This is a genomic window from Pelomonas lactea (assembly GCF_043555885.1).
GTDB lineage: Bacteria > Pseudomonadota > Gammaproteobacteria > Burkholderiales > Burkholderiaceae_C > Pelomonas > Pelomonas lactea.
In genome coordinates this window covers 25,037-48,319 of the sequence record NZ_JBIGHX010000011.1, presented here as the reverse complement: position 1 = coordinate 48,319, position 23,283 = coordinate 25,037, and the positions used below count along the sequence as shown (strand labels likewise).

Genomic DNA, 23,283 nt, shown 5'->3' with positions numbered 1-23,283 from the left:
ATAAGTGCACGCAAGCGCCTGGACAGGTGCCGTGCCAACCGGACGTTCGTCGGTATTTCCTGTCTTTTTGTATCTAGCTGCCTGTAATCAGCCTGTTTCAGCCTGTCCGGGTTAGCCCCAAGAGGAGGGGCGGAGCGCAGGGCTAAGATGACGACATGGCCAAGTTTGGCCGTGAGGTGTGGTTTTTCCGCATCTTGTTCGTGGCGAAGAAACGCGTGCCCGACGGCTCAAGCCACCGGGCGTTTTTTTTGGCCAGAACAGGTGTAAAGAAAGCTTGCATCCCCGGCCAACTGCGTGTTTTCAACGAGGCGGGAGCGCTCTCTCCGCGATCTAGAATGCACGCCCTTCGGGACCTCGTAGACGGTGGAGTGCAACTTCCGCCGTTCCACAGTGGCCGCATTCCTGAAAGAAGTCATCGACTGTGATTTGTAGTTGCAAGAAGGAGCGCGCATGAATTTTGCGCAGGAGAAGCAGGGCGCGTCCCGGTTCACGGGCTTCGGCATCGTGGTCCTGATCCACGTCGTGGCCATCTACGCGCTTGCCAGCGGCCTGGCTCGCGATATCGTCAAGAAGGTCACCGGCCCGATCGACGTGAAGGTCATCGAGGAAAAGGTCAAGCCGCCGCCGCCGCCCGAAAAAGTGGTGCCGCCGCCGCCGGATCTCAAGGCCCCCCCGCCGCCTTTCGTGCCGCCGCCTGAGTTCCAGGTGACCGCACCGGCACCGCCGGCCCCGCCGATGCAGTCGACACAGGTCGCGCCGCCGGCTGTTGCCGAGGTGCGTCCGCAGCCAGCGCCGGCTCCCGCCGCGCCGCCCGCTGCGCCCAAGCCGACCAAGATCACGGCCGGCATGGTCTGCACCAAGATGGGCAAGCTCGAAGCGCCCGCGGTCAACTGGAGCGGTGAAGCGCTCTACAAGGCCGTTGCAACCGTCAAGGCGGGTCGCGTGACCGGTGTCGAGATCACCGCGCTTCGCGGTGGCGTGGACCGCAAGGCCCAACGCACGCTGACGCAGGCCATCGTCCAGCACTTGCAGGAAACCTATGAGTGCCCGGGCGACCACGTCTTCGAACAAGAGTTCCAGTTCAAGATCGACTAAGCCGTCTTGACCGACGCGCCCCGCAGGGGTGCATCCAGAACGTATCAAACCAGAATCTTTCCCTAGGAGTTGACTCCATGATTTCTCGCATCACCGGCTTCCTGGCCGCCATCGCCATGGCCGCGACCCTGGCCTCTTCGCCCGTCCACGCGCAAGATCAGAAGCCGGCCGACGCCGCCTCGGCCGCTGCAGTCGACGCTGCCGCCGCCCCCGCTCCCGCTCCCGCCGCTTCCAAGCCGGCCGAGAACCCCTACGCTCTGTCGAACATCATTGCCCACGGCAACGTCGTTGACCAGGCCGTGCTGGTGCTGCTGGGCATCATGTCCATGGGCTCGTGGTACATCCTGGTCGTCCGCCTGTGGGACACCGCCAAGCTCGGTTCCGAAGCCAAGGAAGTCCGCGCCACCTTCTTCAAGAAGGCCAGCCTGGCCGATGGCCTGAAGGGCCTGAAGGAAGAAAGCGCCTTCCGCTACATCGCCTCCACGGCCATCGAGGCTTCGGAGCACCATGAAGGCGCCCTGACCGAGAACATCGACCACAGCAGCTGGGTCACGATGAACGTCGACCGCGCCGTCGCCGACGTCAACACCAAGATCTCCGCCGGCCTGGGCTTCCTGGCGACCGTGGGTTCGACCGCTCCCTTCATCGGCCTGTTCGGCACCGTGTGGGGCATTCTGAACGCGCTGACCGCCATCGGTCTGGCCGGCCAGGCTTCGATCGACAAGGTTGCCGGCCCCGTGGGCGCCGCGCTGATCATGACCGCCATCGGCCTGTTCGTCGCCGTGCCGGCCGTGCTGGGCTACAACTGGCTGGTCAACCGCAACAAGGCCGTGATGAGCCAGGTCCGTTCCTTCGCCGGCGACCTGCACGGCGTGCTGATGGGCAACCGCGCCGTCGCCAAGCGCTAATCCCTGAGCTGAAGCTCATCCAGGAGCCAATGCCATGGGCATGAACGTCGGATCCTCTTCCGGCGATGAAGATGTGGTCTCTTCCATCAACACCACGCCCCTCGTGGACGTGATGTTGGTGTTGTTGATCATCTTCCTCATCACCGTGCCGGTGGTGACGCAATCGATCGCGGTGAACCTCCCCAAGGAAACCAACGTCATTCGCGAAACCAAGCCGGAAAACATCGAAATCTCGGTCAGCAAGGACGGCGACGTCTATTGGGGTACCAAGCTGATTCCCGACATGGAGGAGCTCGTGAAGCGCCTCGGCAAGGAATCGGTCAAGAACCCGCAGCCCGAGGTGCACATCCGCGGCGACGACAAGTCCCGCTACGAGTCGGTCGGTCGCGTGATCTTCGCCTGCCAGCGTGCCGGCATCATGAAGATCAACTTCGTCACCGAGCCCCCGGCTCGCGGCGGCTGATCCCAGGAGTCAAGCATGGGAATGAATGTAGGAAGTTCGTCGGGGAGTGGTGAACCCGAAGTCATGATGGACGTCAACACGACGCCCCTGATTGACGTGATGCTGGTGCTGCTGGTGATGCTCATCATCACCATCCCTATCCAGCTGCACACGGTCAACCTCGACATGCCGCCGCCGAGTCCGAATCCTCCGACGGAGGAGCCGACGGTGCACACGGTCATGATCGACTTCGACGGCACCGTCTACTGGGACGAAAACGCGCTGGGTAACCTCGACGCCGTCAACGCGAAGATGCAGGAAGTTGGTGCGATGCCGATCAGCGCGCAACCCGAAATCCACATCAAGCCGAACAAGCTGGTGGATTACGGCGTGGTGGCTGCGGTGATGGCCTCGGCCCAGCGCAACAACGTCAAGAAGATGGGCATGGTTGGTAACGAGCAATACGTCAAGTGACGTGGGCTCGGGCCAGCTGACGCTGATACTTTGAGCGCGCTGCCCGAAAGGGCGGCGCGTTTTTGCTTTGCAGGAGAGCAAGTTGAAGACTTTGAAAACCGTGGTGGCCGTCGCTGTTGGCGTGCTGGCCCTGTCCCTGAATGGCGCGCCCGGTGCCGAGTTCGGCTTCAGCCAGGCCGCTGCTCAGGAAACCGTGCGCAAGGAAGTGGGCACGCCGCTGAACGAGGCGAGCAAGCTGTACAAGGCCGGCAAGCACAAGGAAGCGCTCGCCAAGATCCGCGACGCCGAAGCCGTGGCCAACCGCACGCCGGGCGAGAACTTCGCGATCGAAGGCCTGCGCTTCTCGGCTGCGATGGGCGCCAGTGACGCGGACACGATGGCCCGTTCGTTCGACGTGCTGAAGGCCAAGCTGGGCGGCCCGCAGCAGCTGCAGTACATGGAAGCCATCGCCGGCACCTACCTGCGCGCCAACAACGCGCCCAAGGCGCTGGAGTGGGCCAACAAGTATTTCGCAGCCGGTGGCAACAGCCCCGCGGTCAAGCAGATGCAGCAGCAGGCGCAGTTCAAGTCGGGCGACATGACCGCTGTGCTGAAGGACACGCTGGCCGAGATCCAGGCCGACGAGAAGGCCGGCCGTGCGCCGACGCAGGACAAGCTCAACATCCTGCTGTACGCCGCCCAGAAGAAGGGCGATGCGGCGACCGAGTCCTACGCCGTCGAGCGCCTGCTGAACCACTATCCGCGCAAGGAACTGTGGGCCCAGGTGCTGGGTGGCCTGCAGGGCAAGAAGGGCTTCGCGGCGCGTTTCGCGCTGGATGTCTATCGCCTGCAACTGGCCACGGGCAACCTGCGCACCGCGGACGACTACATGGAAATGGCGCAGCTGGCTGCGCAGGCCGGCTACCCCGACGAAGGCAAGAAGGTTGTCGAGCAGGGCCTGGCTGCCAACATCCTGGGCCAGGGCGCTGAAGGTGCTCGCCACAAGCGCCTGCTGGACTTGATGGTCAAGAAGTCCAACGAAGCCAAGGCGGGTGCTGCCGCGGCCGAGAAGGCCGCAAGCGACTCCAAGACGGGCGACGAGCTGGTCAAGCTGGGCCTGTCGCGCGTGTTCGCCGGTGACAAGGCCGGCGGCCTGAAGCTGGTCGAGGCCGGCATTGCCAAGGACAACTTCACGCGCGCCGACGACACCAAGTTCTACCAGGGCCTGGCGCTGTACACCGCTGGCGAGACGTCCAAGGCGCAGGCTGCCTGGCGCGGCGTCAAGGGCACGGACGGCTCCGGCGAGCTGGCCCGCCTGTGGCAGGTGCAGTCGCGCAGCGCCAAGAAGTAAGGCGCCGCTGCTTCAGCAAAATGAAAAGGCCCCGCGGGGCCTTTTTTCATGGGTACGCGGTGCCTGGCTTCACTTGGGCGCCATGCGGATGGCGCCGTCGAGGCGGATGACCTCGCCGTTGAGCATGTCGTTCGTGATGATCTGGTGGACGAGCTTGGCGTAGTCGTCCGGGCGGCCCAGGCGGCTGGGGAAGGGGACGCTGGCGGCCAGCGCGTCCTGCACCTCCTGTGGCATGCCGAACAGCATGGGCGTGCCGAAGATGCCCGGCGCGATCGTCATGTTGCGGATGCCGCTGCGGGCCAGGTCGCGCGCGATGGGCAGCGTCATGCCCACGACGCCGCCCTTGGAGGCCGAGTAGGCCGCCTGGCCGATCTGGCCGTCGTACGCGGCCACCGACGCGGTGGAGATCAGCACCCCGCGTTCGCCGGTCACCTCGGGCTCATTCTTCGCCATCGCCTCGGCGGCCAGACGGATCATGTTGAACGTGCCGATCAGGTTGACGTTGATCGTCTTCGTGAAGCTGGCCAGCGGGTGGGCGCCGTCCTTGCCCACGGTCTTGACGGCCGGTGCGATGCCGGCGCAGTTGACGAGGCCCATCAGCTTGCCGAGGGCGGTGGCGGCCGCGACGGCGGCCTGGCCGTCCGCCTCCTGGCTGACGTCGCACCGAACGAAGCAGCCGCCCAGCTCGGCGGCGAGTTGCTGGCCGCGTTCGACCTGCAGGTCCGCGATGACGACCTTGGCGCCGTGACTGGCCAGCATGCGGGCCGTGCCTTCGCCGAGGCCCGAGGCGCCGCCGGTGACGATGAACACCTTGCCTGCGATTTCCATGATGAGGATCTCCTGGGTTTGATTGACGTGAACGTCAATTGTCAGGCACAAAAAAGCCGCGGGCTGTGGGCGCCGCGGCTTTCCATGGGAGCTTTGAACTTCAGCTGCTCAGGGCGGCCAGCGCGTTGCGCGTGATCTCGTCGACCGAGCCGATGCCGGCGATGCGGCGGTACTTGGGCGCGCTGGCGTCGCCGGTGGCGGCCCATTGCGAGTAGTAGTCCACCAGCGGGCGGGTCTGCGCGGAATAGACGTCCAGGCGCTTCTTGACCGTGGCTTCCTCGTCGTCCGGGCGCTGCACCAGGTCCTCGCCCGTCTCGTCGTCCTTGCCTTCGACCTTGGGTGGGTTGAACTTGACGTGATAGGTGCGGCCCGAAGCCGGGTGCGAGCGGCGGCCGCTCATGCGTTCGATGATGGCGTCGAACGGCACATCGATCTCGAGCACGTAGTCCAGCTTCACGCCGGCGGCCTTCATCGCGTCGGCCTGCGGGATGGTGCGAGGGAAGCCGTCGAACAGGAAGCCGCCCGCACAGTCGGGCTGGGCGATGCGTTCCTTGACCAGCGCGATGATGAGGTCGTCGCTGACCAGGCCGCCCGACTTCATGACGGCATCAGCCTGCTGGCCCAGCGGCGTGCCGGCCTTCACGGCGGCGCGGAGCATGTCACCGGTGGAGATCTGCGGAATGCCGAATTGCTTGCAGATGAAGGCAGCTTGGGTGCCTTTGCCGGCGCCGGGCGCGCCCAGAAGGATCAGTCGCATGGGTCTCCTCGTTGTGTCGGGGTCGTTAAAAAACCCCGCCTCGATCAGCGGTCAAGTATCGCATGTGGGCTTTCGGGGGGCTGACGTGCCAGGCGTCACTCAACCCGTGATCAGCCGCCGCACGCGCTCCAGGTCTTCGGGGGTGTCGACGCCCGGGCCGGGCTGTTCGGCGCTGACATGCACGGCAATGCGCTCGCCGTGCCACAGCACGCGCAGCTGCTCCAGCGACTCGATCTGCTCCAGCGGGCTGACGGCCAGCGTGGGGAAGCGCCTCAGGAAGCCGGCGCGGTAGGCGTACATGCCCACGTGTCGCAGCGCCTGGTTGGGCTGGCCCGCACCGTCGCGCCACCAGGCGATGGGCGCGCGCGAGAAGTACAGCGCGCGGCCAGCCCGGTCGGTGACGAGCTTGACGACGTTGGGGTTCGCAAACTCGGAAGGCTCGGTCAGCGCATGCGCGACGGTGGCGACCACGCAGTCGGGCTGCGCGGCCAGCGTGGCGGCGCAGGCGTCGATCATGGCTGGCGAGATCAGCGGTTCGTCGCCCTGCACGTTGACGACGGCGGCATCGTCGGCCAGGTCCAGCAGCTCGACGGCCTCGGCGAGGCGGTCGCTCCCGGAGAGGTGGTCGGCGCGCGTCATCAACGCCCGCACGCCGTGGGCGGCGCAGGCGGTGGCCACCTCGTGGGCATCGGTCGCGACGACGACCTGGCTCGCGGCCGACAGGGCAGCGCGCCGGGCGACGCGCACGATCATGGGCAGCCCGCCGATGTCGGCCAGCGGCTTGTTCGGCAGGCGGGTGGACGCCAGGCGCGCCGGGATGATGACCGTGTAGCTCACGGCGCGAGCACGACGGGTGGTGTCGGTGCGTCCGGGTCCCAGGGCCTGGCCTCGCTCTCCAGCATCAGCGGAATGCCGTCGCGGATGGGGAAGGCCAGGCGGTCGGCGCGGCAGGCGAGGGCGGGCTCATCACCGCGCAGCAGCGTCAGCGGCCCCTTGCACAGCGGGCACACCAGCATTTCGATCAGTCGTTGATCCATCGGGACGGGAAAAGGTTGCGCAGTTGGGCGTCCAGCGCGGCCTCGAAGCCGGCGCCGGGCGAGAAGTCTAGCGTCACGACCCAGACCGGCGTCGTGCCGACGCGTTCGGGCGGCAGCTTGACGGCGTCCTTCTCGGTCAGCACGACGGCGGCCGTGTCGGCCGGCCAGGGCAGGGCGGTGAAGTCGGCGTGGTCCGGCAGCGGCAGCGGTGCGGCAGCCACGCCCAGGCCGGCCAGCATGTCGAAGAAGCGCTGCGGCCGGGCGAGGCCGGCGCAGGCGACAAGGCCGGGTTGGCCCCGCAGCGCGAGCAACGTGTCCATCGAGGCGGGCCGGCCGGCCCACCAGTCGGCCAGCGACGCGGCGCCCGCCAGTTGGCGCTGGGCGACAAAGCCGGGCAGCGCGGTGCTGGGGGCGGGCGCGTTGTAGACGACCAGTTGATCTGCCGTGAGCGCCGCGGGCGGCTGGCGCAGCGGCCCGGCCGGCAGCAGGCGGCCATTGCCCAGGCCGCGCTCGTCGAAGACCAGCAGACTCAAGGCGCGTGGCAGCCGCCAGTGCTGCAGGCCGTCGTCGCTGACGAGCAGGTCCAGCTCAGGGTGGGCCGCCAGCAGCGCGCGGGCGGCGGCCACGCGGTCGCGACCCACGGCCACCGGCACGCGGCCACGCAGGTGGATGAGCAGCGGCTCGTCGCCCGCTTCGCGTGCGGTGGACGCGCGCGTGACCAGAAGCACGCCGTCGCCGTCGCGCCCATAGCCGCGCGAGATGACGCCGGCGTTCAGCCCGCGGGTGCTCAGCAGGTTCAGCAGGGCGAGCGTGGTGGGCGTCTTGCCGGCGCCGCCGACGATCCAGTTGCCGACGACGATGACCGGCGCCGGCAGCGTTTCGGTGCGCCTGAGGCCCAGGCGGTAGGTCAGCGTGCGCAGCGCGAGCAGGCCGCGATAGAGCCAGCTCAGCGGCAGCAGCGTGGCGGACAGCGGGCCACCGGTCAGCCACTCGCGCTGCAGACGAGAGCTTGCTTGTGCCCTGTTCATGGCACCCGTCGCCTCGCAAAAACAGTGGATGCAAGGCGCGAACCGGAGCCGGGCTCGTCGCCCGGCGAGGATTCGCAACGCCGCAGACGCTGCTTTTGCGAGGCAACCCGGAGGGCAAGGCTGCAAGCGACCGCACTCGTCGTTGCCCGCCTTGGCCAGGCAGCCAGCCTGGCCTGCGGCGGGCGCCTAGATTGCGGCCCCTTGCAGCCTTGCGGGCGCCATGAACAGGGCACAAGCAAGCTCTCAGCGAGCGTCAGTCTGCGCGGCGAAGGTGACACGGCTCAGGCCCACGCGGCGCGCCGCATCCATCACGTTGATGACGGCCTGGTGGGGTGTGGCGGCGTCGGCCGAGATGATGACGGACGCCTCGGCATTGCCACCCGACGCCTGGCGCAGCACGCCGACGAGGATGTCCACCGAGCGGCCTTCCACGGCCTGCTTGTTGATGACGAAGCGGCCGTCGGCGGCGATGCCGACGATGACTTCCTGCGGCCGGTCCTTGAGCTTCTCGGCGTCGGCCGACGGCAGCGTGATCTGCAGTTCCGTGAACTTGGAATACGTCGTCGACAGCATCAGGAAGATCAGGATCACCAGCAGCACGTCGATGAACGGGATCAGGTTGATCTCCGGCGGCTCGCGATGGGGGGAGCGGAAGCGCATGGCGTGCCTTCTTCAGCTCAAGCCGTGTAGCGGCGCAGCTGGCCCAGCAGGCGGTCAGCGGCGCCTTCCAGCTCCAGCACGTACTCCTCGATCTTGCCGCGGAAGTAGCGGTAGAACATCAGCGAGGGGATGGCGATCATCAGGCCGAAGGCGGTGTTGTAGAGCGCGATGGAGATGCCGTGCGCCAGCTGGGCGGGGTTGCCGCCGCCGGGCGTCTGGCTGCCGAAGATCTCGATCATGCCGACCACCGTACCCATCAGGCCCAGCAGCGGCGCTGCCGTGGCGATGGTGCCCAGCGTGTTCATGTAGCGCTCGAGCTGGTGCACGGCGCGGCGGCCGGCGAACTCGAACACCAGGCGCAGCTTGCCCTCGGGCATCTGCGGCTCGGCGGCGACGGCGCGCAGGCCGGACGCCAGCACCTCGCCCAGCACCGAGTTCTCAGCCAGGCGGTCCACCATGTCGGGCGTGGGCAGCTGCTGGGCGCTGACGTTGAGCACGTCCTCCAGCAGCCGCGGCGGCAGGATGCGGCTGCTGCGCAGGCTGGTGAAGCGTTCGATGATCAGGGCCAGGGCCACCACGGAGCACAGGAGCAAGGGCCAGATCGGCCAACCGGCGGCTTGTATGATCGAAAACAAGGGCGTCCCCGTCAAAAAAAGGCCGTTGACCGGCCGGGAAATTGCGCGGGATTATGGACCCAGGCCGGCCCCTCGCCGCCACAGGGCCGGCCCCAGGAAAGCGGTTCCACAATCCACTGCCGCTGTGGATAACTTTGTGGGCAAGCCCGGGGCGGAGGGCCGCAGAGGCCGTCAAATCAAGGCCTTGGACAACTTGCCTCCAATTTGAGCAGCGGAATTCGAATTGAAAAACAAGACCTTATGTGCTCATGACGGCTGCGTGACGGCTGTCGTGGGCCGAAATCGCCCGCCAGCCCAGTGTTGGCGCGGCTGTGGACTTCCCGGCCCGCGCCGGCATTGGGTTTGCGCGTGATTGAGCCTCGCGAAGCCGCATCAAATCGGCGTGTCTGGGGTGTGGCCGGTCTCGTCGAGGCCGTCGCGCAAAGCCTGGCCGAGCGTTTCTCGGTGGTCGCCGTGGGCGGCGAGATCTCGGGCTTCACCCGGGCGGCCAGCGGGCATTGCTACTTCACGCTGAAGGATGCCGATGGTCTGGCGGCGAGCCTGCGCTGCGCGATGTTCCGGCGCGCGGCGGCCATGCTGGACTTCTCGCCGGCCGACGGCGCACTGGTGGAGCTGCGCGGGCGCGTGGCCGTGTACGAGCCGCGCGGCGAGCTGCAGTTCGTCGTCGAGGCGATGCGCCGGGCCGGCGCCGGCACGCTGTACGAGCAGTTCCTGAAGCTGCGCGCGCGGCTGGCGGCGGAAGGGCTGTTCGACGCCGACGCCAAGCGGGCGCTGCCGGCGCATCCACAGCGCATCGGCGTCATCACGTCGGCGGCCGGCGCGGCGCTGCACGATGTGCTGACGGCGCTCGCGCGGCGGGCGCCGCAGGTGCAGGTGGTCGTCTACCCCAGCCCGGTGCAGGGGGCGGAGGCGCCGCCGGCGCTGGTCAACGCGCTGCGCACGGCCAACGAGCGGGCCGAGGTGGATGTGCTGCTGCTGGTGCGCGGTGGCGGCTCGCTGGAGGATTTGTGGGCCTTCAACGACGAGCGCGTCGTGCGGGCCGTCGCGATGTCGGCCCTGCCCGTGGTCTGCGGTGTCGGGCACGAAACCGACGTGACGCTCAGCGACCTGGCCGCCGACCTGCGCGCGCCCACGCCCACGGCCGCGGCGGAACTGGCGGCGCCGTCGCGCGAGGCGCTGCTGCAGCAACTGGCCAGCCTGGAGCGCGCGCTGATGCTGCGGCTGGACCATCGCCTGCAGTCCGTCGCCCAGCGGCTGGACCGCCTCGCGCTGCGGCTGGCACGGCCCAGCGACGTGCTGGCCCGGCAGCGCCGGCTGCTGGACCTGCTGGCCCAGCGCGCCGCCGCGGCGCCGGGGCGGCGCATCGAGTTGCAGCGCCAGCGCCTGGCGCACCTGGCGCCGCGGCCCGCGCGTGCGCTGGCCGAGACGCTGCGCCGGCAATCGACGCGCCTGGATTCGCTGGAGGCCCGTCTGCAGGCGCTGGACCCGCAGCATGTGCTGGCGCGCGGCTATGCCTGGCTGGACGACGGGCAGGGCGGGGCGATCACGTCGGCGCATGCGCTGCTGCCCGGCCACGAGGTGCGCGCCGTGCTGGCCGACGGCAGCGTCGACATGCGCGTGCTGCAGGTACGGCCTTTGCCGCCAGGGTGATTGGCGGCTCCCTACAATCCGCCGCGTTTCCCTTCCCCCCAACACACAGAGGTTCACTCCATGGAACACACGCTGCCCCCGCTGCCTTACCCCATCGACTCGCTGGCTCCGCACTACAGCAAGGAAACGCTGGAGTTCCACCACGGCAAGCACCACAACGCCTACGTCGTGAACCTGAACAATCTGCAGAAGGGCACGGAGTTCGAGAGCAAGACGCTCGAAGAGATCGTCAAGACCTCCAGCGGCGGCATCTACAACAACGCCGCTCAGATCTGGAACCACACCTTCTTCTGGAACTGCATGAAGCCGCAAGGCGGTGGCGAGCCGACCGGCGCGCTGGCTGACGCCATCAACGCCAAGTGGGGCAGCTACGCCGCCTTCAAGGAAGCCTTCGTGAAGAGCGCCGTCGGCAACTTCGGTTCCGGCTGGACCTGGCTCGTCAAGAAGGCCGACGGCTCGGTCGACATCGTCAACACCGGTGCCGCCGGCACGCCGCTGACCACCGCCGACAAGGCGCTGCTGACCGTGGACGTGTGGGAACACGCGTACTACATCGACTACCGCAACCTGCGCCCCAAGTTTGTCGAGACGTTCCTGTCGAACCTCGTGAACTGGCAGTTCGCCGAAGCCAACTTCGCCTGAAACAGAGGCCCCTCGCCCAGTCTCGCCCGCTGAACGCGGCGAGTCTGGTCGGTCCTCCGAGGGGACGGCGATCCAAGCGGCATCGAGCCGCTTGCACATCGCCAGCGCGGGCTGGCTTGGGGCGGCCCGGCGCTCGGCCCGAAACCCTGAAAGAAGCCGGCATCGAGCCGGCTTCTTTCATTGCGACACCTGAATCACATGGCGCACCAGCGGATAGACCTGGTGCTGCCAGCGCCGCCCGCTGAACACGCCGTAGTGGCCCACGTTGGGCTGGATGTAGTGGGTGCGCATGTAAAGCTTCAGGCTGCTGGCCAGCTCTTGCGCGGCCAATGTCTGGCCCACCGAGCAGATGTCGTCGCGCTCGCCCTCGATGGTCAGCAGCGCGGTGCGGCGGATGGCCGCCGGATTGACCTTGCGGCCCTTGAACCTCAGTTCGCCGCGCGGCAGGTCGAAGGTCTGGAACACGCGCTCCACCGTCTCCAGGTAGAAGTCGGCCGACAGGTCGGCCACCGCCATGTATTCCTCGTAGAAAGTGCGTGTGATCTGCGCCTTGTCGAACTCGCCGGCGACGAGGTGCTTGTAGTAGTCCTTGAACGCGTTGGCGTGGCGGTCCTTGTTCATGCTCATGAAGGCCGACAGCTGCACGAAGCCCGGGTAGACGCGCCGCCCCGCGCCGCGGTGGCGCCAGGGCACCACGCTGATGAGGTTCTTCCGGAACCAGCCAATCGGCTTGCTGGTGGCCAGTTCGTTGACGGCCGTGGGGCTGACGCGGCAGTCGATAGGGCCGGCCATCAGCGTGAGGCTGGCGGGCGTGGCGGGGTGGTCGTCCTCGGCCATCAGCGCCACGGCGGCCAGCGCGCTGACGCAGGGCTGGCAGACGGCCACGACGTTGCTGTTGGGGCCCATGTGGGCCAGGAAGTCGATGAGGTGCTGCGTGTACTCGTCCAGCCCGAATCGGCCCGCGGCCAGCGGCACGTCGCGCACGTTGAGCCAGTCGGTCACGTAGACGTCGTGGTCCTGCAGCAGCGTGCGCACCGTCTCGCGCAGCAACGTCGCGAAGTGGCCGGACATGGGCGCCACCACCAGCACCTTGGGTTGCGCCGGCGCGCCGGGCTTGGCGAAGCGCAGCAGCGTTGCGAACGGCGTCGCCAGCGCGGCCTCCTCGACGACGGGCCAGCGCTCGCCGCCGCTCACCACCTCCGTGATGCGCCAGTCGGGCCGTGCGTGCGTGACCTGCGCCAGCTCGAACACCTGGCCCGCCGCGGCGGCCGGCCGCGCCCACCAGCTGTGTTGGACGACATGCGGGTCCTGCAGCAGCGGCAGCGACAGCCGCGTGGCCTCGCGCAGCGGCCACAGCAGGTCGGTGTGGGCTTGGTAGGCGGTGTACATGGCGTCTCCGGAGTGATGCCCCGGCCGTCGCAAGGAGCGCGCCAACGTGGCATGGCGCTTGCGTCGAACAGGTGCATGACCGACAGGAGACGCCCCATGCCCGTTGCCACGCCGACGAAGAAGGCCCCGGCCCGAAAGACCGCCCGACCTGTCGCGCCTGCCGCGACGCTGACGCTGAGCAGCAAGAACTACTCTTCCTGGTCGCTGCGCGGTTGGTTGCTCGCGCGCTTCGCGGGGCTGGCCTTCGAGGAAATGATGGTGTCGCCCGACGACGAAGACGCGCGCAAGGAACTGCTGCTGCTCGCGCCGTCCATCCGCGTGCCCTGCCTGCGCCATGAGGGCGTCACGGTGTGGAACAACATGGCCATCGCCGAGTACCTGAACGAGACCTTTCCCAAGGCCGGCCTGTGGCCCGCGGACCGCGCGGCGCGTGCGCATGCCCGGGCCATCTGCGGCGAGATGAACTCGGGCTTCGCCAACCTGCGCTCGGCGCTGCCCATGAACCTGAAGGGCCATTTCCCGCGGCACAAGATCTGGGCCGGCGCCAGGCCCGACATCGAGCGCATCGTCGACATCTGGAGCGACTGCCTGGCCACCTACGGCGGGCCCTTCCTGTTCGGCAGGCAGCGCGGCGCGGCCGATGCGTTCTTCGCGCCCGTGACGACGCGCTTCAAGACCTACGACGTTGCGCTGCCGCCCGCCTGCGCCGCCTACTGCGACACCATCCTGGCGATGCCGGAGATGCAGGCGTGGATCGCCGACGCGAAGCAGGAGCCCGAAGAAATCGAGCTGCTGGACATGGATTTTTGAAGGTGCCCCTCGCCCAGTCTTGCCGCGCTGAACGCGGGCAAGCCTGGTCGATCCCCCGAGGGGATGGCGATGCTTGCGGCGTTGAGCCGCAAGCACATCGCCTACGGGCCGGCTTGGGGCGGCCCGGCGCCGGTCCGTATCAAACGTTCGCGCGTTTCCCCTCGATCAAGCCCAAGGGGTGGGGCTGGGTACGTCGCAGGGTGCCGGCGCGTCAATCGACTTGAAGTCCGCCGGCGACACGATCTCCAGGTACTCCATGTCCGGCGAGTAGTCGAACAGGTAGTGCACGATGCCCGGGCGCTGGTGTACGCAGTCACCGGCCTCCACCAGCGTGACCTTGTCCTCGTACATGAACTTGGCCCAGCCCTTGGTCATCAGCACGATCTGGAAATCCGCCTCATGGCGGTGCCATCCGGTGCCCTTTTCGGGGGCCATGTTCGCCTTCACAAGGTGCGCGATGACGCGCCCGCCGGTGGCCGCGGCCACGCCGAGGTCGCGGTACAGGAAGAAGTCCCGCAGCCCGTCGCTGCGCCAGGGCGTGTCGCCGGGCTTCACGTGAGAGAACTGCGTGGTCGCAGCGCCGAGAGGGTCTGAAAGATCCGACATGGCAAGGCCTCCTGGAATGCGGGAAGGTGGGCCCGGGGCATGCAAGACGCATTCCCGGCGCCGGCCGGTGCTGCTGGCTTGATGCAGATCAGCGCGCGCCAGCCGTGGCCTGCCTAGAGTGCCGGCGTGAGCGCTTCTCCCCCAGGCCTGCACGCCGCCGACGCGAGCGCGCAGGCGCTTGCCCCCTTCACGACCTGGCCCGACGGCCCGGGCGGCGTGGCGCTGTCGCAGTTCCAGGTGGCCGGCATGCATTGCGCGGCCTGCTCGGGGCTCATCGAGGCGGCCTTGCTCAAGCTGCCCGGCGTGGCCGGCGCCAGCGTGAACCCGGCGTCGGCGCGGCTGGCGCTGCGCTGGCGGCCGGCACAGCTGGCGCTGGCGGACGTGCTGGCCGCGCTGCAGTCCATCGGCTACCGCGCCAGCCCGGACGTCGCCGCACCGGCGCGAGAACTGCGCCGACGCGAGAAGCGCCAGGCGCTGTGGCGGCTGTTCGTGGCTGGCTTCCTGATGATGCAGGTCATGATGATGGCCACGCCGGCCTACGTGGCCGAGGCAGGCGAGCTGTCGGCCGACCTGGCCCAGCTGCTGCGCTGGGGCAGCTGGGTGATGACGCTGCCGGTCATGGCGTTCGCCGCCGGGCCGTTCTTCAGCGGCGCCTGGCGGCAGCTGCGCGCCGGGCGGCTGGGCATGGACGTGCCGGTGGCGCTGGGCATCGCGGTGACCTTCGTCGCCAGCACCGGGGCGCTGTTCGACCCGCAGGGGCCGCTGGGCCACGAGGTCTATTTCGACTCGCTGACGATGTTCGTCGCGCTGCTGCTGCTGGCGCGCTGGTTCGAGCTCGGCGCGCGCCACCGCGCCGCCGAGGCGCTGGAGGCCGTGGCCGGCGCGCTGCCCACCGTGGCCGAACGGCTGCTGGACGATGGCGGCAGCGAGCGCGTGCCGCCCGAGGCGCTGTGCGTGGGCGACCGCATCCGCGTCGCCGCGGGCGAGGCCTTCGCGGCGGACGGCGCCGTGCTCGCCGGCCAGGGCTTCGTCAACGAGGCGCTGCTGACGGGCGAGTCCGCGCCGGTGGCCAAGGCCGTGGGCGACGCGGTGGTGGCCGGCAGCATCAATCTGGACGGACCGCTGGTGGTGGCCGTGCAGCGCGTGGGCGCCGACACGACGGCGCAGGGCATCGTGCGGCTGATGCAGCAGGCGCAGAGCCAGCGGCCGCTGGCCAGCGGCGTGCTGGACCGCGTGGCCGCCGGCTTCACGGCCGTCGTGCTGCTGCTGGCGCTGGGCGCCGGGCTGGCGTGGTGGTGGATCGAGCCGTCCCGCGCCGTCGCGGTGGCCGTGGCGGTGCTCATCGTCACCTGCCCGTGCGCGCTGACGCTGGCCGCGCCGGCCGCGTGGCTGACGGCCAGCGGCGCGCTGGCCCGGCGGGGGCTGCTGCTGGCCGACCTGTCGGCGCTGGAGCGGTTGTGCCAGGTGGACACCGTCGTCTTCGACAAGACCGGCACGCTCAGCGAGGACCGGCTGCTGCTGCGCCGCCACTGGGCGCAGGGTGCCGACGCCGACGCGCTGCTGGCCGTGGCCCGCAGCCTGGCCGCGCTGTCGCGCCATCCGCACGCGCAGGCGCTGGCCGACGGCGCGCCGGCCGGTGCCTGGCATGACGTGCGCGAGGTGGCCGGCCGCGGCGTGGAGGCGCGTGACGCCACCGGCCAGCTGTGGCGCCTGGGTGCGCCGGGCTGGGTCAGCACCGCGCCAGACCCGGCCGCGCGGCTGGCCTTCGGCTGTGGCGACTGCGTGCTGTGGCTGGACCTCGCCGAGGCGCCGCGTGTCGACGCGGCCGAGGCCGTGCAGGCGTTGAAGGCGCAGGGCCGGCGCGTGCGCCTGCTGTCGGGCGACCAGCCGGCCGCCGTGTCGAACATGGCCGCGCGGCTGGAGATCGCGCACTGGCAGGCCGGCGCCACGCCCGAGACCAAGCTGGCCGCCGTGCGCGACTGGCAGGGCCGCGGCGAGCGGGTGCTGATGGTGGGCGACGGCATCAACGACGCGCCGGTGCTGGCCGCGGCGGACGTGCGCATCGCGATGGGGCAGGGCGCCATGCTGGCGCGCGGCGCAGCGGATGCGCTGCTCGTCTCCAACCGGCTGACGGCCGTGCCGCAGGCGCTGGCACTGGCGCGCAAGACCCGGCGCGTGCTGCGCCAGAACCTGGCCTGGGCGGCGCTCTACAACCTGGCCTGCGTGCCGCTGGCGCTGGCGGGCCTGCTGCCGCCGCTGGCCGCCGGCATCGGCATGGCGGCGAGTTCGCTGCTGGTCGTGCTCAACGCGCAGCGGCTCGCCCGCGGCTGACCCCATGGACATCCTCTACCTGCTGATCCCCTTCTCGGTCGTGCTGGTGCTCATCATCCTGGCCGTGTTCGGCTGGGCCGTGAACTCCGGGCAACTCGACGAGCTCGAAGGCGAGGGCAATCGCATCCTGCTTGACGAGGATCAAGCCCCCTGAGGCCCTCCCCACGAAGAATCGTTTGCATCAGACTGAAGGAGTCGCGATGGCGAACGAGAAGACCCTGGCAACACCAGGGGTGAACTACGAGGACGGGCCGGTACGCGCGTTTGCGCTGGCCGCCGTTCTCTGGGGCGTGGTGGGCATGCTGGTGGGGGTGGTGATCGCCGCCCAGCTGGCCTGGCCCGAACTGAACCTGGGCATCCCGTGGCTGAGCTACGGCCGCCTGCGGCCGCTGCACACCAACGCGGTCATCTTCGCGTTCGGCGGCTGCACGCTGTTCGCCACGAGCTACCACGTCGTGCAGCGCACGGGGCAGACCAAGCTGTTCCTGCCCAAGCTGGGCTGGTTCACGTTCTGGGGCTGGCAACTGGTCATCCTCGCCGCGGCCATCACGCTGCCGCTGGGCTACACGACCGGCAAGGAATACGCCGAACTGGAATGGCCCATCGACATCCTGATCGCCGTGGTCTGGGTGGCCTACGCCATCGTGTTCTTCGGCACGGTGGGCACGCGCAAGATCCGGCACATCTACGTGGCCAACTGGTTCTTCGGCGCGTTCATCATCGCGGTCGCGCTGCTGCACATCGTCAACAGCGCCGAGATCCCGGTGGGCGCGCTGAAGAGCTACTCCGCCTACGCCGGCGTGCAGGACGCGATGGTGCAGTGGTGGTACGGCCATAACGCCGTGGGCTTCTTCCTCACGGCTGGCTTCCTCGGGATGATGTACTACTACATCCCCAAGCAGGCCGAGCGCCCGGTCTACAGCTACCGCCTGTCCATCGTCCACTTCTGGGCGCTGATCTTCACCTACATGTGGGCGGGCCCGCACCACCTGCACTACACCGCGCTGCCCGACTGGGCGCAGAGCATCGGCATGATCTTCAGCCTGGTGCTGCTGGCGCCGAGCTGGGGCGGCATGATCAACGGCGTCATGACGCTGTCGGGCGCCTGGCACAAGCTGCGTGACGACCCCATCCTGAAGTTCCTCATCGTGTCGCTGTCGTTCTACGGCATGTCGACCTTCGAGGGCCCCATGATGTCCATCAAGACGGTGAACTCGCTGTCGCACTACACCGACTGGACGGTGGGTCACGTGCACAGCGGGGCGCTGGGGTGGGTGGGGCTGGTGTCCATGGGCTGCCTGTACCACCTCATCCCGCGCATGTTCGGCCGCACGCAGATGTACTCCAAGAGCGCCATCGAGCTGCACTTCTGGATCGCGACGCTGGGCATCGTGCTCTACATCGCCGCGATGTGGATCGCCGGCGTCATGCAGGGTCTGATGTGGCGCGCGGTGAACCCCGACGGCACGCTGGTCTACACCTTCGTCGAGAGCGTCAAGGCGACCTGGCCGTTCTACGTGATCCGCCTGGCCGGTGGCCTGCTGTACCTGGGCGGCATGCTGGTCATGGCCTGGAACGTCATCAAGACCGTGCAGGCCGGCAGCGCCACACCCGTGCGCATTCCCGCCCCCACGCTGGCCCACGCCTGAGGAGAGAACATGAGTACCCAACCCGAAGCCGTGAGCGGCCACCAGCGCATCGAGACCAGCAACCTGCTGATGATCGTGCTGGTGCTGCTGACCGTGCTGGTCGGCGGCATCGTCGAGATCGTGCCGCTTTTCTTCCAGCGCTCCACCACGCAGGCCGCCCCCGGCCTGAAGCCCTACACGGCGCTGCAGCTGGCTGGCCGCGACGTCTACCTGCGCGAGGGTTGCTACAACTGCCACTCGCAGATGGTGCGGCCGCTTGCCGCCGAGACGCTGCGTTACGGCAAGTACTCCACCGCGGGCGAGTTCGTCTACGACCACCCGTTCCAGTGGGGCAGCAAGCGCACCGGCCCCGACCTGCACCGCGTGGGCGGCCGCTACAGCGACGACTGGCACCGCATCCACCTGAACAACCCGCGTGACGTGGTGCCCGAGTCCAACATGCCCGCCTACCCGTGGCTGGCGCAGAACCCGGTGGACGCCGCCGGCATGCCCGTGCGCCTGAAGGCCATGCGCACGCTGGGCGTGCCCTACACCGACGCCGACATCCAGGCGTCCTCGCAGGACGTGACCGGCAAGACCGAGCTGGACGCGCTGGTCGCCTATCTGCAGGTGCTTGGCACCGCGAACAAGTAAGGAGCCCGCATCATGGGCATCAACGAACTCCGCATCGCCGTGACCGTCGTGTCGCTGGCTGTTTTCGTGGGCATCGTCGTCTGGGCCTGGCGGGGCCGCTTCGAGGCCGCCGCCGCGCTGCCCTTTGAGGGAGGCGAGCAATGAGTGACTTCTTCAGCTCCGGCTGGTCGATCTTCGTCGCGGCCGCCACGGTGCTGGGCCTGCTGGCCTGCGGCGTGCTGCTGATCATCGCCAGCCGCCGCCAGCCGTCCGCCGCCGACAACACCACGGGCCACGTCTGGGACGAGGACCTGCGCGAACTGAACAACCCGCTGCCGCTGTGGTGGATGGGCCTGTTCGTGCTGACCATCGTGTTCGCCGGCGCCTATCTGGCGCTGTACCCTGGCCTGGGCAGCGCCAAGGGCACGCTGGGCTGGACCAGCCTGGACGAGCATGCCGCCGAGGTCGCCCAGACGCGCGCTGCGATGGCGCCCGTCTACGCCGGCTTCGCGAACATGGCGCCCGAGCAACTGGCCAAGGACCCGCAGGCCCACGCCATCGGCGAGCGCCTGTTCGCCAACAACTGCGCTCAGTGCCACGGCGCCGACGCCAAGGGCTCCAAGGGCTTCCCCAACCTGACCGACAGTGACTGGCTGTGGGGCGGCAGCGTCGAGACCATCACCGAGACCATCACCAAGGGCCGCGAGGGCAACATGCCCGTCATGGCGCCGGCCGTGGGCAGCAGCGAGGATGTGCGCAACGTCGCCCACTACGTGCTGTCGCTGTCGGGCAGCCCGCACAACCCGCTGTACGCGCAGCTGGGCAAACCGAAGTTCGCCGCCTGTGCGGCCTGCCACGGCATGGGCGGCAAGGGCAACCCGGCGCTGGGCGCGCCCAACCTCAGCGACAAGATCTGGCTGCACGGCTGGGGCGAGGAGGCCATCATGGCCATGGTCAACAACGGCAAGCACAACGTGATGCCGGCCCACGGCGAGCGGCTCACGGCCGAGCAGATCCGCGTGCTGGCGACCTATGTGTGGAGCCTGTCGCAGTCGCAGAACGTCGCTGCCACGCCCTGATCCATGACCGGTCCCGCAGTCCCAGGCCGGGGTGACGCCGCCCAGGTCATCCGCCTCTACCGCTCGGAAGACAAGATCCACCCCCGGGCGGTGGACGGGTTCTACACGCGCTGGCGCTGGGCCTTCGTGGCCCTGACGCAGCTGGTGTTCTACGGTCTGCCCTGGCTGGACTGGGGCGAGCGCCAGGCCGTGCTGTTCGACCTGGAAGCCCGCCGCTTCTACGTCTTCGGCCTGGTGCTGTATCCGCAGGACTTCGTGTACCTCACGGCCCTGCTGATGATCTCGGCCTTCGGGCTGTTCCTGTTCACGGCCGTGGCGGGACGGCTGTGGTGCGGCTACGCCTGCCCGCAGACGGTCTACACCGAGATCTTCATGCGCGTCGAACACTGGTTCGAGGGCGACCGCAACGCGCGGCTGCGGCTGGACAAGGCGCCGTGGAGCTTCAACAAGCTCTGGCGCAAGACGGCCAAGCAGGCGGTGTGGGTTGCGCTCGGGCTGTGGACGGGCTTCACCTTCGTCGGCTACTTCACGCCCATCCACACGCTGGGTGCCGAGGTGCTGGCCCTGGGCCTGGGCCCGTGGGAGACGTTCTGGGTGCTGTTCTACGGCTTTGCCACCTACGGCAATGCCGGCTACATGCGCGAGCAGGTCTGCAAGTACATGTGCCCGTACGCGCGCTTCCAGAGCGCGATGTTCGACCGTGACACGCTGATCGTCAGCTACGACCCCGTGCGCGGCGAGCCGCGCGGCAACAACGCCAAGCGCAAGAAGGGCGAGGATCGCGCCGCCGCCATCGGCGACTGCATCGACTGCGGCCTGTGCGTGCAGGTCTGCCCCACGGGCATCGACATCCGCAACGGCCTGCAGTACGAGTGCATCGGCTGCGCGGCCTGCATCGACGTCTGCAACGGCGTCATGGACAAGATGGGCACGGCCCACGGCCTGATCCGCTACGACACCGAGAACGGCCTGGAGCAGCGGCTCACGCGTGGCCAGCGCTGGCGCCGCGTGCTGCGGCCGCGCGTGCTGATCTACAGCGCCGTGCTGCTGGCCATCTGCTCGGCGCTGCTGTGGAATATCGCGTCGCGGCATTCCTTCCGCGTCGACGTCGTGCGCGACCGCGCCTCGCTGGCCCGGCTGGTGGAGGACGGCTGGATCGAGAACGTCTACCGGCTGCAGGTCATGAACGCGACCGAGTCGCCGCAGCGTTACCGCTTCGAGGCCGAGGGGCTGCCCGGCCTGATGCTGAGCCAGGCCCGCACCGTGGAGCTGGGCCCGGCCGAGGCGCGCTGGGTGGCCGTGGCGCTGCGCCTGCCGCCCGAGGTGGCCGCGCAGACCAAGCCCGGCGCCCACCCCATGCACTGGCGCATCACCCGTGACGGCGAGCACCCGGAGACCGTCATCGAGAAGTCCACCTTCGTGCTGCCGCGCTGAACCCCAGGAGAGATCGATGCCTGCTGCTTCCCCTTCCCAACCCGCCTGGCGGGAACCCATGGTCTGGCTGGTGGCGGGCGGTCCCATCGCCGTCGTCATCGCCAGCTTCTTCACGCTGGCGCTGGCCATCCGCCACCCCGACCCGCCGCTGGACCTGCGCGCCAAGTCGCAGCAGGCCGCCGATGACGTCGAGCCCGCCGACATGCGCGCCCGCGCCGGTGACGTGCCGGCGATGGTGGGCCGCAACCACGCCGCCACCGGCGCGCCGGGAGCCGCGCGGTGACAGGCGCGCCCGGCCCCTCGCGCGTCGCGCGCTTCGCGATGGCGGTGGCCTGGTCGTCCTTCTTGGCGGCCGGCGTGCTGGAGGCGCTGGTGTTCTCGGTGGTGGACCCGCTGGAGCTGCGCTGGTTCGGCGCCGTGCCCGTCGAGCTGTCGGCACAGGCGGTCTACACCGTCAGCTTCCTGATCTTCTGGGGCGTCGTCGCACTGGGCGCCAGCCTGACGCTGCTGCTGGTCAGCCAGCCGGCGGACGCGGGGCGGGCCGAGAAGCGCTCGCCGGGCTGGCCTCGCTGAGCGCCGGCAGCGCGGCGTTGGCGACGACGCGCGCGCCGCGGTCATAGGTCCAGTAGGCCCAGGCCCAGTCCAGCAGCACGACGAAGCGGTTGCGGTAGCCGATCAGGAAGTACACGTGCGCGAACAGCCAGAACAGCCACGCGAAATAGCCCGAGAAGCGCAGCGGCCCGGCCGGCGAGCCGAGGTCCACCACGGCGCTGTTGCGGCCGATGGTGGCGAGGTTGCCGTAGTCGGCATAGCGGAAGGCCTGCGTGGCCTCGCCGCGCAGCTGGCGGCGGATGTTGGCGGCGGCACAGCGGCCCATCTGCTTCGCGCCGGGTGACACGCCCGGCACCGGCCGCGGCGGGTGCCCCGGCTTGTGGCTCTGCGCGGCGGCCAGGTCGCCGATGACCTGGATGCGCGGGTGGCCTGGCAGGCTCAGGTCGGGCTCCACGACGACACGGCCGGCGCGGTCCAGCGTGCAGCCGGTGGCCTCGGCCAGCGCGCGGCCCAACGGCGACGCGGCCACGCCGGCCGCCCACACGACGCAGCGGCTGTGCAGCCGCTCCGCGCCGGCAGCGGTCGTCACGTCCAGCCCGTCGGCATCGATGCCGGTCACGCGCGCGCCCAGGCGCACGTCCACGCCCAGCGCGGACAGCTGCTCGCGGGCGCGCTCGCTCAGGGCTTCGGGCATGGCCGCCAGCACACGCGGGCCGCCCTCGACGAGCAGGATGCGCGCCTGGCGCGGGTCGATGCGGCGGAACTCGCCCGGCAGCGTGTGCCGCGCGATTTCGGCGAAGGTGCCGGCCAGCTCCACGCCGGTGGGCCCGCCGCCGACGACGACGAACTGCAGCAGCGCGGCACGCTTCGCGGCGTCGTCCTCGAGTTCGGCGGCCTCGAACGCCATCAGCACGCGGCGGCGGATCTCGAACGCGTCGTCCAGCGTCTTCAGCCCGGGCGCGTAGGGTGCCCAGTCGTCCCGGCCGAAATAGCTGTGCGTGGCGCCGGCGGCGACGATGAGGTGGTCCCAGCGCAGCAGCGCGCCGTCCTTCAGCGTCGCGGTGCGCGCCTGCGCGTCGATGGCGACAACCTCGCCCAGCAGCGTCGTCACGTTGGGCTGGCGCCGGAACAGGTGCCGGATGGGGGCCGCGATGGACGGCGCCGACAGACCCGCCGTGGCCACCTGGTACAGCAGCGGCTGGAACAGGTGGTGGTTGGTCTTGTCGACGACGGTGATGTCGACATCGGCACCGCGTGAACCGGAAAAGGCGCGGGCCGCCTCCAGGCCGCCGAAACCGCAGCCGATGATCAGGATCTGTGGACGCATGAACCCCA

At 69.1% G+C, this 23,283-nt stretch carries 27 protein-coding genes; 17 read left to right on the top strand and 10 right to left on the bottom strand.

What is annotated here, in order from left to right; translation table 11 throughout:
- The first annotated feature begins 450 nt into the window (after nucleotides 1-450).
- The 5 genes from ACG04Q_RS24050 (at nucleotide 451) to ACG04Q_RS24030 (ending at nucleotide 4,249) form a co-directional block, all read left to right on the top strand.
- Complete coding sequence (locus ACG04Q_RS24050; RefSeq protein ID WP_394514129.1) at nucleotides 451-1,095, top strand: hypothetical protein; 645 nt, start codon at nucleotides 451-453, stop codon at nucleotides 1,093-1,095.
- Between the two features lie 77 nt (nucleotides 1,096-1,172).
- Nucleotides 1,173-2,003, top strand: coding sequence for a MotA/TolQ/ExbB proton channel family protein (locus tag ACG04Q_RS24045; RefSeq protein ID WP_394514128.1), 831 nt, complete (start codon nucleotides 1,173-1,175; stop codon nucleotides 2,001-2,003).
- Nucleotides 2,004-2,037: 34 nt separating this feature from the next.
- Nucleotides 2,038-2,466: an ExbD/TolR family protein gene (locus ACG04Q_RS24040; RefSeq protein WP_394514127.1), complete on the top strand. Its 429-nt coding sequence runs from the start codon at nucleotides 2,038-2,040 to the stop codon at nucleotides 2,464-2,466.
- 15 nt (nucleotides 2,467-2,481) lie between these two features.
- Nucleotides 2,482-2,919 carry an ExbD/TolR family protein gene (locus tag ACG04Q_RS24035; RefSeq protein WP_394514126.1) on the top strand — a complete coding sequence of 146 codons (438 nt, stop codon included), beginning with the start codon at nucleotides 2,482-2,484 and terminating at the stop codon, nucleotides 2,917-2,919.
- Between the two features lie 82 nt (nucleotides 2,920-3,001).
- Nucleotides 3,002-4,249: a hypothetical protein gene (locus ACG04Q_RS24030; RefSeq protein ID WP_394514125.1), complete on the top strand. Its 1,248-nt coding sequence runs from the start codon at nucleotides 3,002-3,004 to the stop codon at nucleotides 4,247-4,249.
- Nucleotides 4,250-4,318: 69 nt separating this feature from the next.
- On the opposite strand, the gene ACG04Q_RS24025 is transcribed toward ACG04Q_RS24030, so the two are convergent.
- The 7 genes from ACG04Q_RS24025 to ACG04Q_RS23995 all read right to left on the bottom strand — a co-directional run bounded on the left by ACG04Q_RS24025 (nucleotide 4,319) and on the right by ACG04Q_RS23995 (nucleotide 9,194).
- Nucleotides 4,319-5,077: a 3-hydroxyacyl-CoA dehydrogenase gene (locus ACG04Q_RS24025; RefSeq protein WP_394514124.1), complete on the bottom strand. Its 759-nt coding sequence runs from the start codon at nucleotides 5,075-5,077 to the stop codon at nucleotides 4,319-4,321.
- Between the two features lie 100 nt (nucleotides 5,078-5,177).
- Nucleotides 5,178-5,834 (bottom strand): adenylate kinase, encoded by a 657-nt coding sequence (adk, locus tag ACG04Q_RS24020; protein ID WP_394514123.1) that lies wholly within the window; start codon nucleotides 5,832-5,834, stop codon nucleotides 5,178-5,180.
- 99 nt (nucleotides 5,835-5,933) lie between these two features.
- Nucleotides 5,934-6,671 (bottom strand): 3-deoxy-manno-octulosonate cytidylyltransferase, encoded by a 738-nt coding sequence (gene kdsB, locus ACG04Q_RS24015; protein ID WP_394514121.1) that lies wholly within the window; start codon nucleotides 6,669-6,671, stop codon nucleotides 5,934-5,936.
- A complete protein-coding gene (locus ACG04Q_RS24010; RefSeq protein ID WP_394514119.1) occupies nucleotides 6,668-6,871 on the bottom strand; it encodes a Trm112 family protein in 204 nt (67 codons plus the stop codon). Before ACG04Q_RS24010 ends, kdsB begins: the two co-directional genes overlap by 4 nt.
- A complete protein-coding gene (gene lpxK / locus ACG04Q_RS24005; RefSeq protein WP_394514118.1) occupies nucleotides 6,856-7,899 on the bottom strand; it encodes a tetraacyldisaccharide 4'-kinase in 1,044 nt (347 codons plus the stop codon). The genes ACG04Q_RS24010 and lpxK overlap by 16 nt, the downstream gene beginning before the upstream one ends.
- Nucleotides 7,900-8,142: 243 nt before the next feature.
- Nucleotides 8,143-8,559 (bottom strand): ExbD/TolR family protein, encoded by a 417-nt coding sequence (locus ACG04Q_RS24000; RefSeq protein ID WP_394514117.1) that lies wholly within the window; start codon nucleotides 8,557-8,559, stop codon nucleotides 8,143-8,145.
- 17 nt (nucleotides 8,560-8,576) lie between these two features.
- Nucleotides 8,577-9,194 carry a MotA/TolQ/ExbB proton channel family protein gene (locus ACG04Q_RS23995; RefSeq protein ID WP_394514116.1) on the bottom strand — a complete coding sequence of 206 codons (618 nt, stop codon included), beginning with the start codon at nucleotides 9,192-9,194 and terminating at the stop codon, nucleotides 8,577-8,579.
- A 348-nt stretch (nucleotides 9,195-9,542) separates the two neighbouring features.
- Here ACG04Q_RS23995 and xseA point away from each other — a divergent pair, with 348 nt between their 5' ends.
- Nucleotides 9,543-10,844, top strand: a complete 1,302-nt coding sequence (gene xseA, locus ACG04Q_RS23990; RefSeq protein ID WP_394514115.1) for an exodeoxyribonuclease VII large subunit — start codon at nucleotides 9,543-9,545, stop codon at nucleotides 10,842-10,844.
- A gap of 60 nt (nucleotides 10,845-10,904) precedes the next feature.
- Nucleotides 10,905-11,486 (top strand): superoxide dismutase, encoded by a 582-nt coding sequence (locus ACG04Q_RS23985; RefSeq protein ID WP_394514114.1) that lies wholly within the window; start codon nucleotides 10,905-10,907, stop codon nucleotides 11,484-11,486.
- Nucleotides 11,487-11,663: 177 nt separating this feature from the next.
- Here ACG04Q_RS23985 and ACG04Q_RS23980 read toward each other — a convergent pair whose 3' ends face one another.
- Nucleotides 11,664-12,875 (bottom strand): polyhydroxyalkanoate depolymerase, encoded by a 1,212-nt coding sequence (locus tag ACG04Q_RS23980; protein ID WP_394514113.1) that lies wholly within the window; start codon nucleotides 12,873-12,875, stop codon nucleotides 11,664-11,666.
- A 96-nt stretch (nucleotides 12,876-12,971) separates the two neighbouring features.
- Between ACG04Q_RS23980 and ACG04Q_RS23975 the strand changes: the two genes are divergently transcribed.
- Entirely contained in the window at nucleotides 12,972-13,685 is a 714-nt protein-coding gene (locus tag ACG04Q_RS23975; protein WP_394514112.1) for a glutathione S-transferase family protein, read from the top strand.
- A 165-nt stretch (nucleotides 13,686-13,850) separates the two neighbouring features.
- Here ACG04Q_RS23975 and ACG04Q_RS23970 read toward each other — a convergent pair whose 3' ends face one another.
- Entirely contained in the window at nucleotides 13,851-14,291 is a 441-nt protein-coding gene (locus tag ACG04Q_RS23970) for a cupin domain-containing protein (protein ID WP_394514110.1), read from the bottom strand.
- Nucleotides 14,292-14,417: 126 nt separating this feature from the next.
- On the opposite strand from ACG04Q_RS23970, the gene ACG04Q_RS23965 reads away from it, so the two are divergent.
- From ACG04Q_RS23965 to ACG04Q_RS23925, 9 genes are read left to right on the top strand one after another with little or no spacing between them, the layout of a single operon-like run.
- Nucleotides 14,418-16,622 (top strand): heavy metal translocating P-type ATPase, encoded by a 2,205-nt coding sequence (locus tag ACG04Q_RS23965; protein ID WP_394514108.1) that lies wholly within the window; start codon nucleotides 14,418-14,420, stop codon nucleotides 16,620-16,622.
- Between the two features lie 4 nt (nucleotides 16,623-16,626).
- Nucleotides 16,627-16,776: a cbb3-type cytochrome oxidase assembly protein CcoS gene (ccoS, locus tag ACG04Q_RS23960; protein ID WP_394514106.1), complete on the top strand. Its 150-nt coding sequence runs from the start codon at nucleotides 16,627-16,629 to the stop codon at nucleotides 16,774-16,776.
- Nucleotides 16,777-16,822: 46 nt separating this feature from the next.
- Nucleotides 16,823-18,271: a cytochrome-c oxidase, cbb3-type subunit I gene (gene ccoN, locus ACG04Q_RS23955; protein ID WP_394514105.1), complete on the top strand. Its 1,449-nt coding sequence runs from the start codon at nucleotides 16,823-16,825 to the stop codon at nucleotides 18,269-18,271.
- Between the two features lie 9 nt (nucleotides 18,272-18,280).
- Nucleotides 18,281-18,904: a cytochrome-c oxidase, cbb3-type subunit II gene (gene ccoO / locus ACG04Q_RS23950; protein ID WP_394514103.1), complete on the top strand. Its 624-nt coding sequence runs from the start codon at nucleotides 18,281-18,283 to the stop codon at nucleotides 18,902-18,904.
- A gap of 12 nt (nucleotides 18,905-18,916) precedes the next feature.
- Complete coding sequence (locus tag ACG04Q_RS23945) at nucleotides 18,917-19,048, top strand: cbb3-type cytochrome oxidase subunit 3 (protein WP_394514101.1); 132 nt, start codon at nucleotides 18,917-18,919, stop codon at nucleotides 19,046-19,048.
- Nucleotides 19,045-19,962 carry a cytochrome-c oxidase, cbb3-type subunit III gene (ccoP, locus tag ACG04Q_RS23940; RefSeq protein ID WP_394514099.1) on the top strand — a complete coding sequence of 306 codons (918 nt, stop codon included), beginning with the start codon at nucleotides 19,045-19,047 and terminating at the stop codon, nucleotides 19,960-19,962. Before ACG04Q_RS23945 ends, ccoP begins: the two co-directional genes overlap by 4 nt.
- A gap of 3 nt (nucleotides 19,963-19,965) precedes the next feature.
- A complete protein-coding gene (gene ccoG, locus ACG04Q_RS23935; RefSeq protein ID WP_394514098.1) occupies nucleotides 19,966-21,396 on the top strand; it encodes a cytochrome c oxidase accessory protein CcoG in 1,431 nt (476 codons plus the stop codon).
- Between the two features lie 16 nt (nucleotides 21,397-21,412).
- Nucleotides 21,413-21,679, top strand: coding sequence for a hypothetical protein (locus ACG04Q_RS23930; RefSeq protein ID WP_394514096.1), 267 nt, complete (start codon nucleotides 21,413-21,415; stop codon nucleotides 21,677-21,679).
- Nucleotides 21,676-21,969, top strand: a complete 294-nt coding sequence (locus ACG04Q_RS23925; RefSeq protein ID WP_394514095.1) for a hypothetical protein — start codon at nucleotides 21,676-21,678, stop codon at nucleotides 21,967-21,969. Before ACG04Q_RS23930 ends, ACG04Q_RS23925 begins: the two co-directional genes overlap by 4 nt.
- On the opposite strand, the gene ACG04Q_RS23920 is transcribed toward ACG04Q_RS23925, so the two are convergent.
- The gene (locus tag ACG04Q_RS23920; protein WP_394514093.1) at nucleotides 21,911-23,275 is read right to left on the bottom strand and encodes an NAD(P)/FAD-dependent oxidoreductase; all 1,365 of its coding nucleotides are present in this window, start codon (nucleotides 23,273-23,275) and stop codon (nucleotides 21,911-21,913) included. The genes ACG04Q_RS23925 and ACG04Q_RS23920 overlap by 59 nt on opposite strands.
- Between the last annotated feature and the right edge of the window lie 8 nt (nucleotides 23,276-23,283).

What these genes read in the sequence shown, in the direction of transcription:
- ACG04Q_RS24050 (WP_394514129.1), top strand. Translation starts at nt 451, where the DNA reads ATGAATTTTGCGCAGGAGAAGCAGGGCGCGTCCCGGTTCACGGGCTTC.
- ACG04Q_RS24045 (WP_394514128.1), top strand. Translation starts at nt 1,173, where the DNA reads ATGATTTCTCGCATCACCGGCTTCCTGGCCGCCATCGCCATGGCCGCG.
- ACG04Q_RS24040 (WP_394514127.1), top strand. Translation starts at nt 2,038, where the DNA reads ATGGGCATGAACGTCGGATCCTCTTCCGGCGATGAAGATGTGGTCTCT.
- ACG04Q_RS24035 (WP_394514126.1), top strand. Translation starts at nt 2,482, where the DNA reads ATGGGAATGAATGTAGGAAGTTCGTCGGGGAGTGGTGAACCCGAAGTC.
- ACG04Q_RS24025 (WP_394514124.1), bottom strand. Translation starts at nt 5,077, where the DNA reads ATGGAAATCGCAGGCAAGGTGTTCATCGTCACCGGCGGCGCCTCGGGC.
- adk (WP_394514123.1), bottom strand. Translation starts at nt 5,834, where the DNA reads ATGCGACTGATCCTTCTGGGCGCGCCCGGCGCCGGCAAAGGCACCCAA.
- ACG04Q_RS24010 (WP_394514119.1), bottom strand. Translation starts at nt 6,871, where the DNA reads ATGGATCAACGACTGATCGAAATGCTGGTGTGCCCGCTGTGCAAGGGG.
- lpxK (WP_394514118.1), bottom strand. Translation starts at nt 7,899, where the DNA reads ATGAACAGGGCACAAGCAAGCTCTCGTCTGCAGCGCGAGTGGCTGACC.
- ACG04Q_RS24000 (WP_394514117.1), bottom strand. Translation starts at nt 8,559, where the DNA reads ATGCGCTTCCGCTCCCCCCATCGCGAGCCGCCGGAGATCAACCTGATC.
- ACG04Q_RS23985 (WP_394514114.1), top strand. Translation starts at nt 10,905, where the DNA reads ATGGAACACACGCTGCCCCCGCTGCCTTACCCCATCGACTCGCTGGCT.
- ACG04Q_RS23980 (WP_394514113.1), bottom strand. Translation starts at nt 12,875, where the DNA reads ATGTACACCGCCTACCAAGCCCACACCGACCTGCTGTGGCCGCTGCGC.
- ACG04Q_RS23975 (WP_394514112.1), top strand. Translation starts at nt 12,972, where the DNA reads ATGCCCGTTGCCACGCCGACGAAGAAGGCCCCGGCCCGAAAGACCGCC.
- ACG04Q_RS23970 (WP_394514110.1), bottom strand. Translation starts at nt 14,291, where the DNA reads ATGTCGGATCTTTCAGACCCTCTCGGCGCTGCGACCACGCAGTTCTCT.
- ccoS (WP_394514106.1), top strand. Translation starts at nt 16,627, where the DNA reads ATGGACATCCTCTACCTGCTGATCCCCTTCTCGGTCGTGCTGGTGCTC.
- ccoN (WP_394514105.1), top strand. Translation starts at nt 16,823, where the DNA reads ATGGCGAACGAGAAGACCCTGGCAACACCAGGGGTGAACTACGAGGAC.
- ccoO (WP_394514103.1), top strand. Translation starts at nt 18,281, where the DNA reads ATGAGTACCCAACCCGAAGCCGTGAGCGGCCACCAGCGCATCGAGACC.
- ACG04Q_RS23945 (WP_394514101.1), top strand. Translation starts at nt 18,917, where the DNA reads ATGGGCATCAACGAACTCCGCATCGCCGTGACCGTCGTGTCGCTGGCT.
- ccoP (WP_394514099.1), top strand. Translation starts at nt 19,045, where the DNA reads ATGAGTGACTTCTTCAGCTCCGGCTGGTCGATCTTCGTCGCGGCCGCC.
- ccoG (WP_394514098.1), top strand. Translation starts at nt 19,966, where the DNA reads ATGACCGGTCCCGCAGTCCCAGGCCGGGGTGACGCCGCCCAGGTCATC.
- ACG04Q_RS23930 (WP_394514096.1), top strand. Translation starts at nt 21,413, where the DNA reads ATGCCTGCTGCTTCCCCTTCCCAACCCGCCTGGCGGGAACCCATGGTC.
- ACG04Q_RS23920 (WP_394514093.1), bottom strand. Translation starts at nt 23,275, where the DNA reads ATGCGTCCACAGATCCTGATCATCGGCTGCGGTTTCGGCGGCCTGGAG.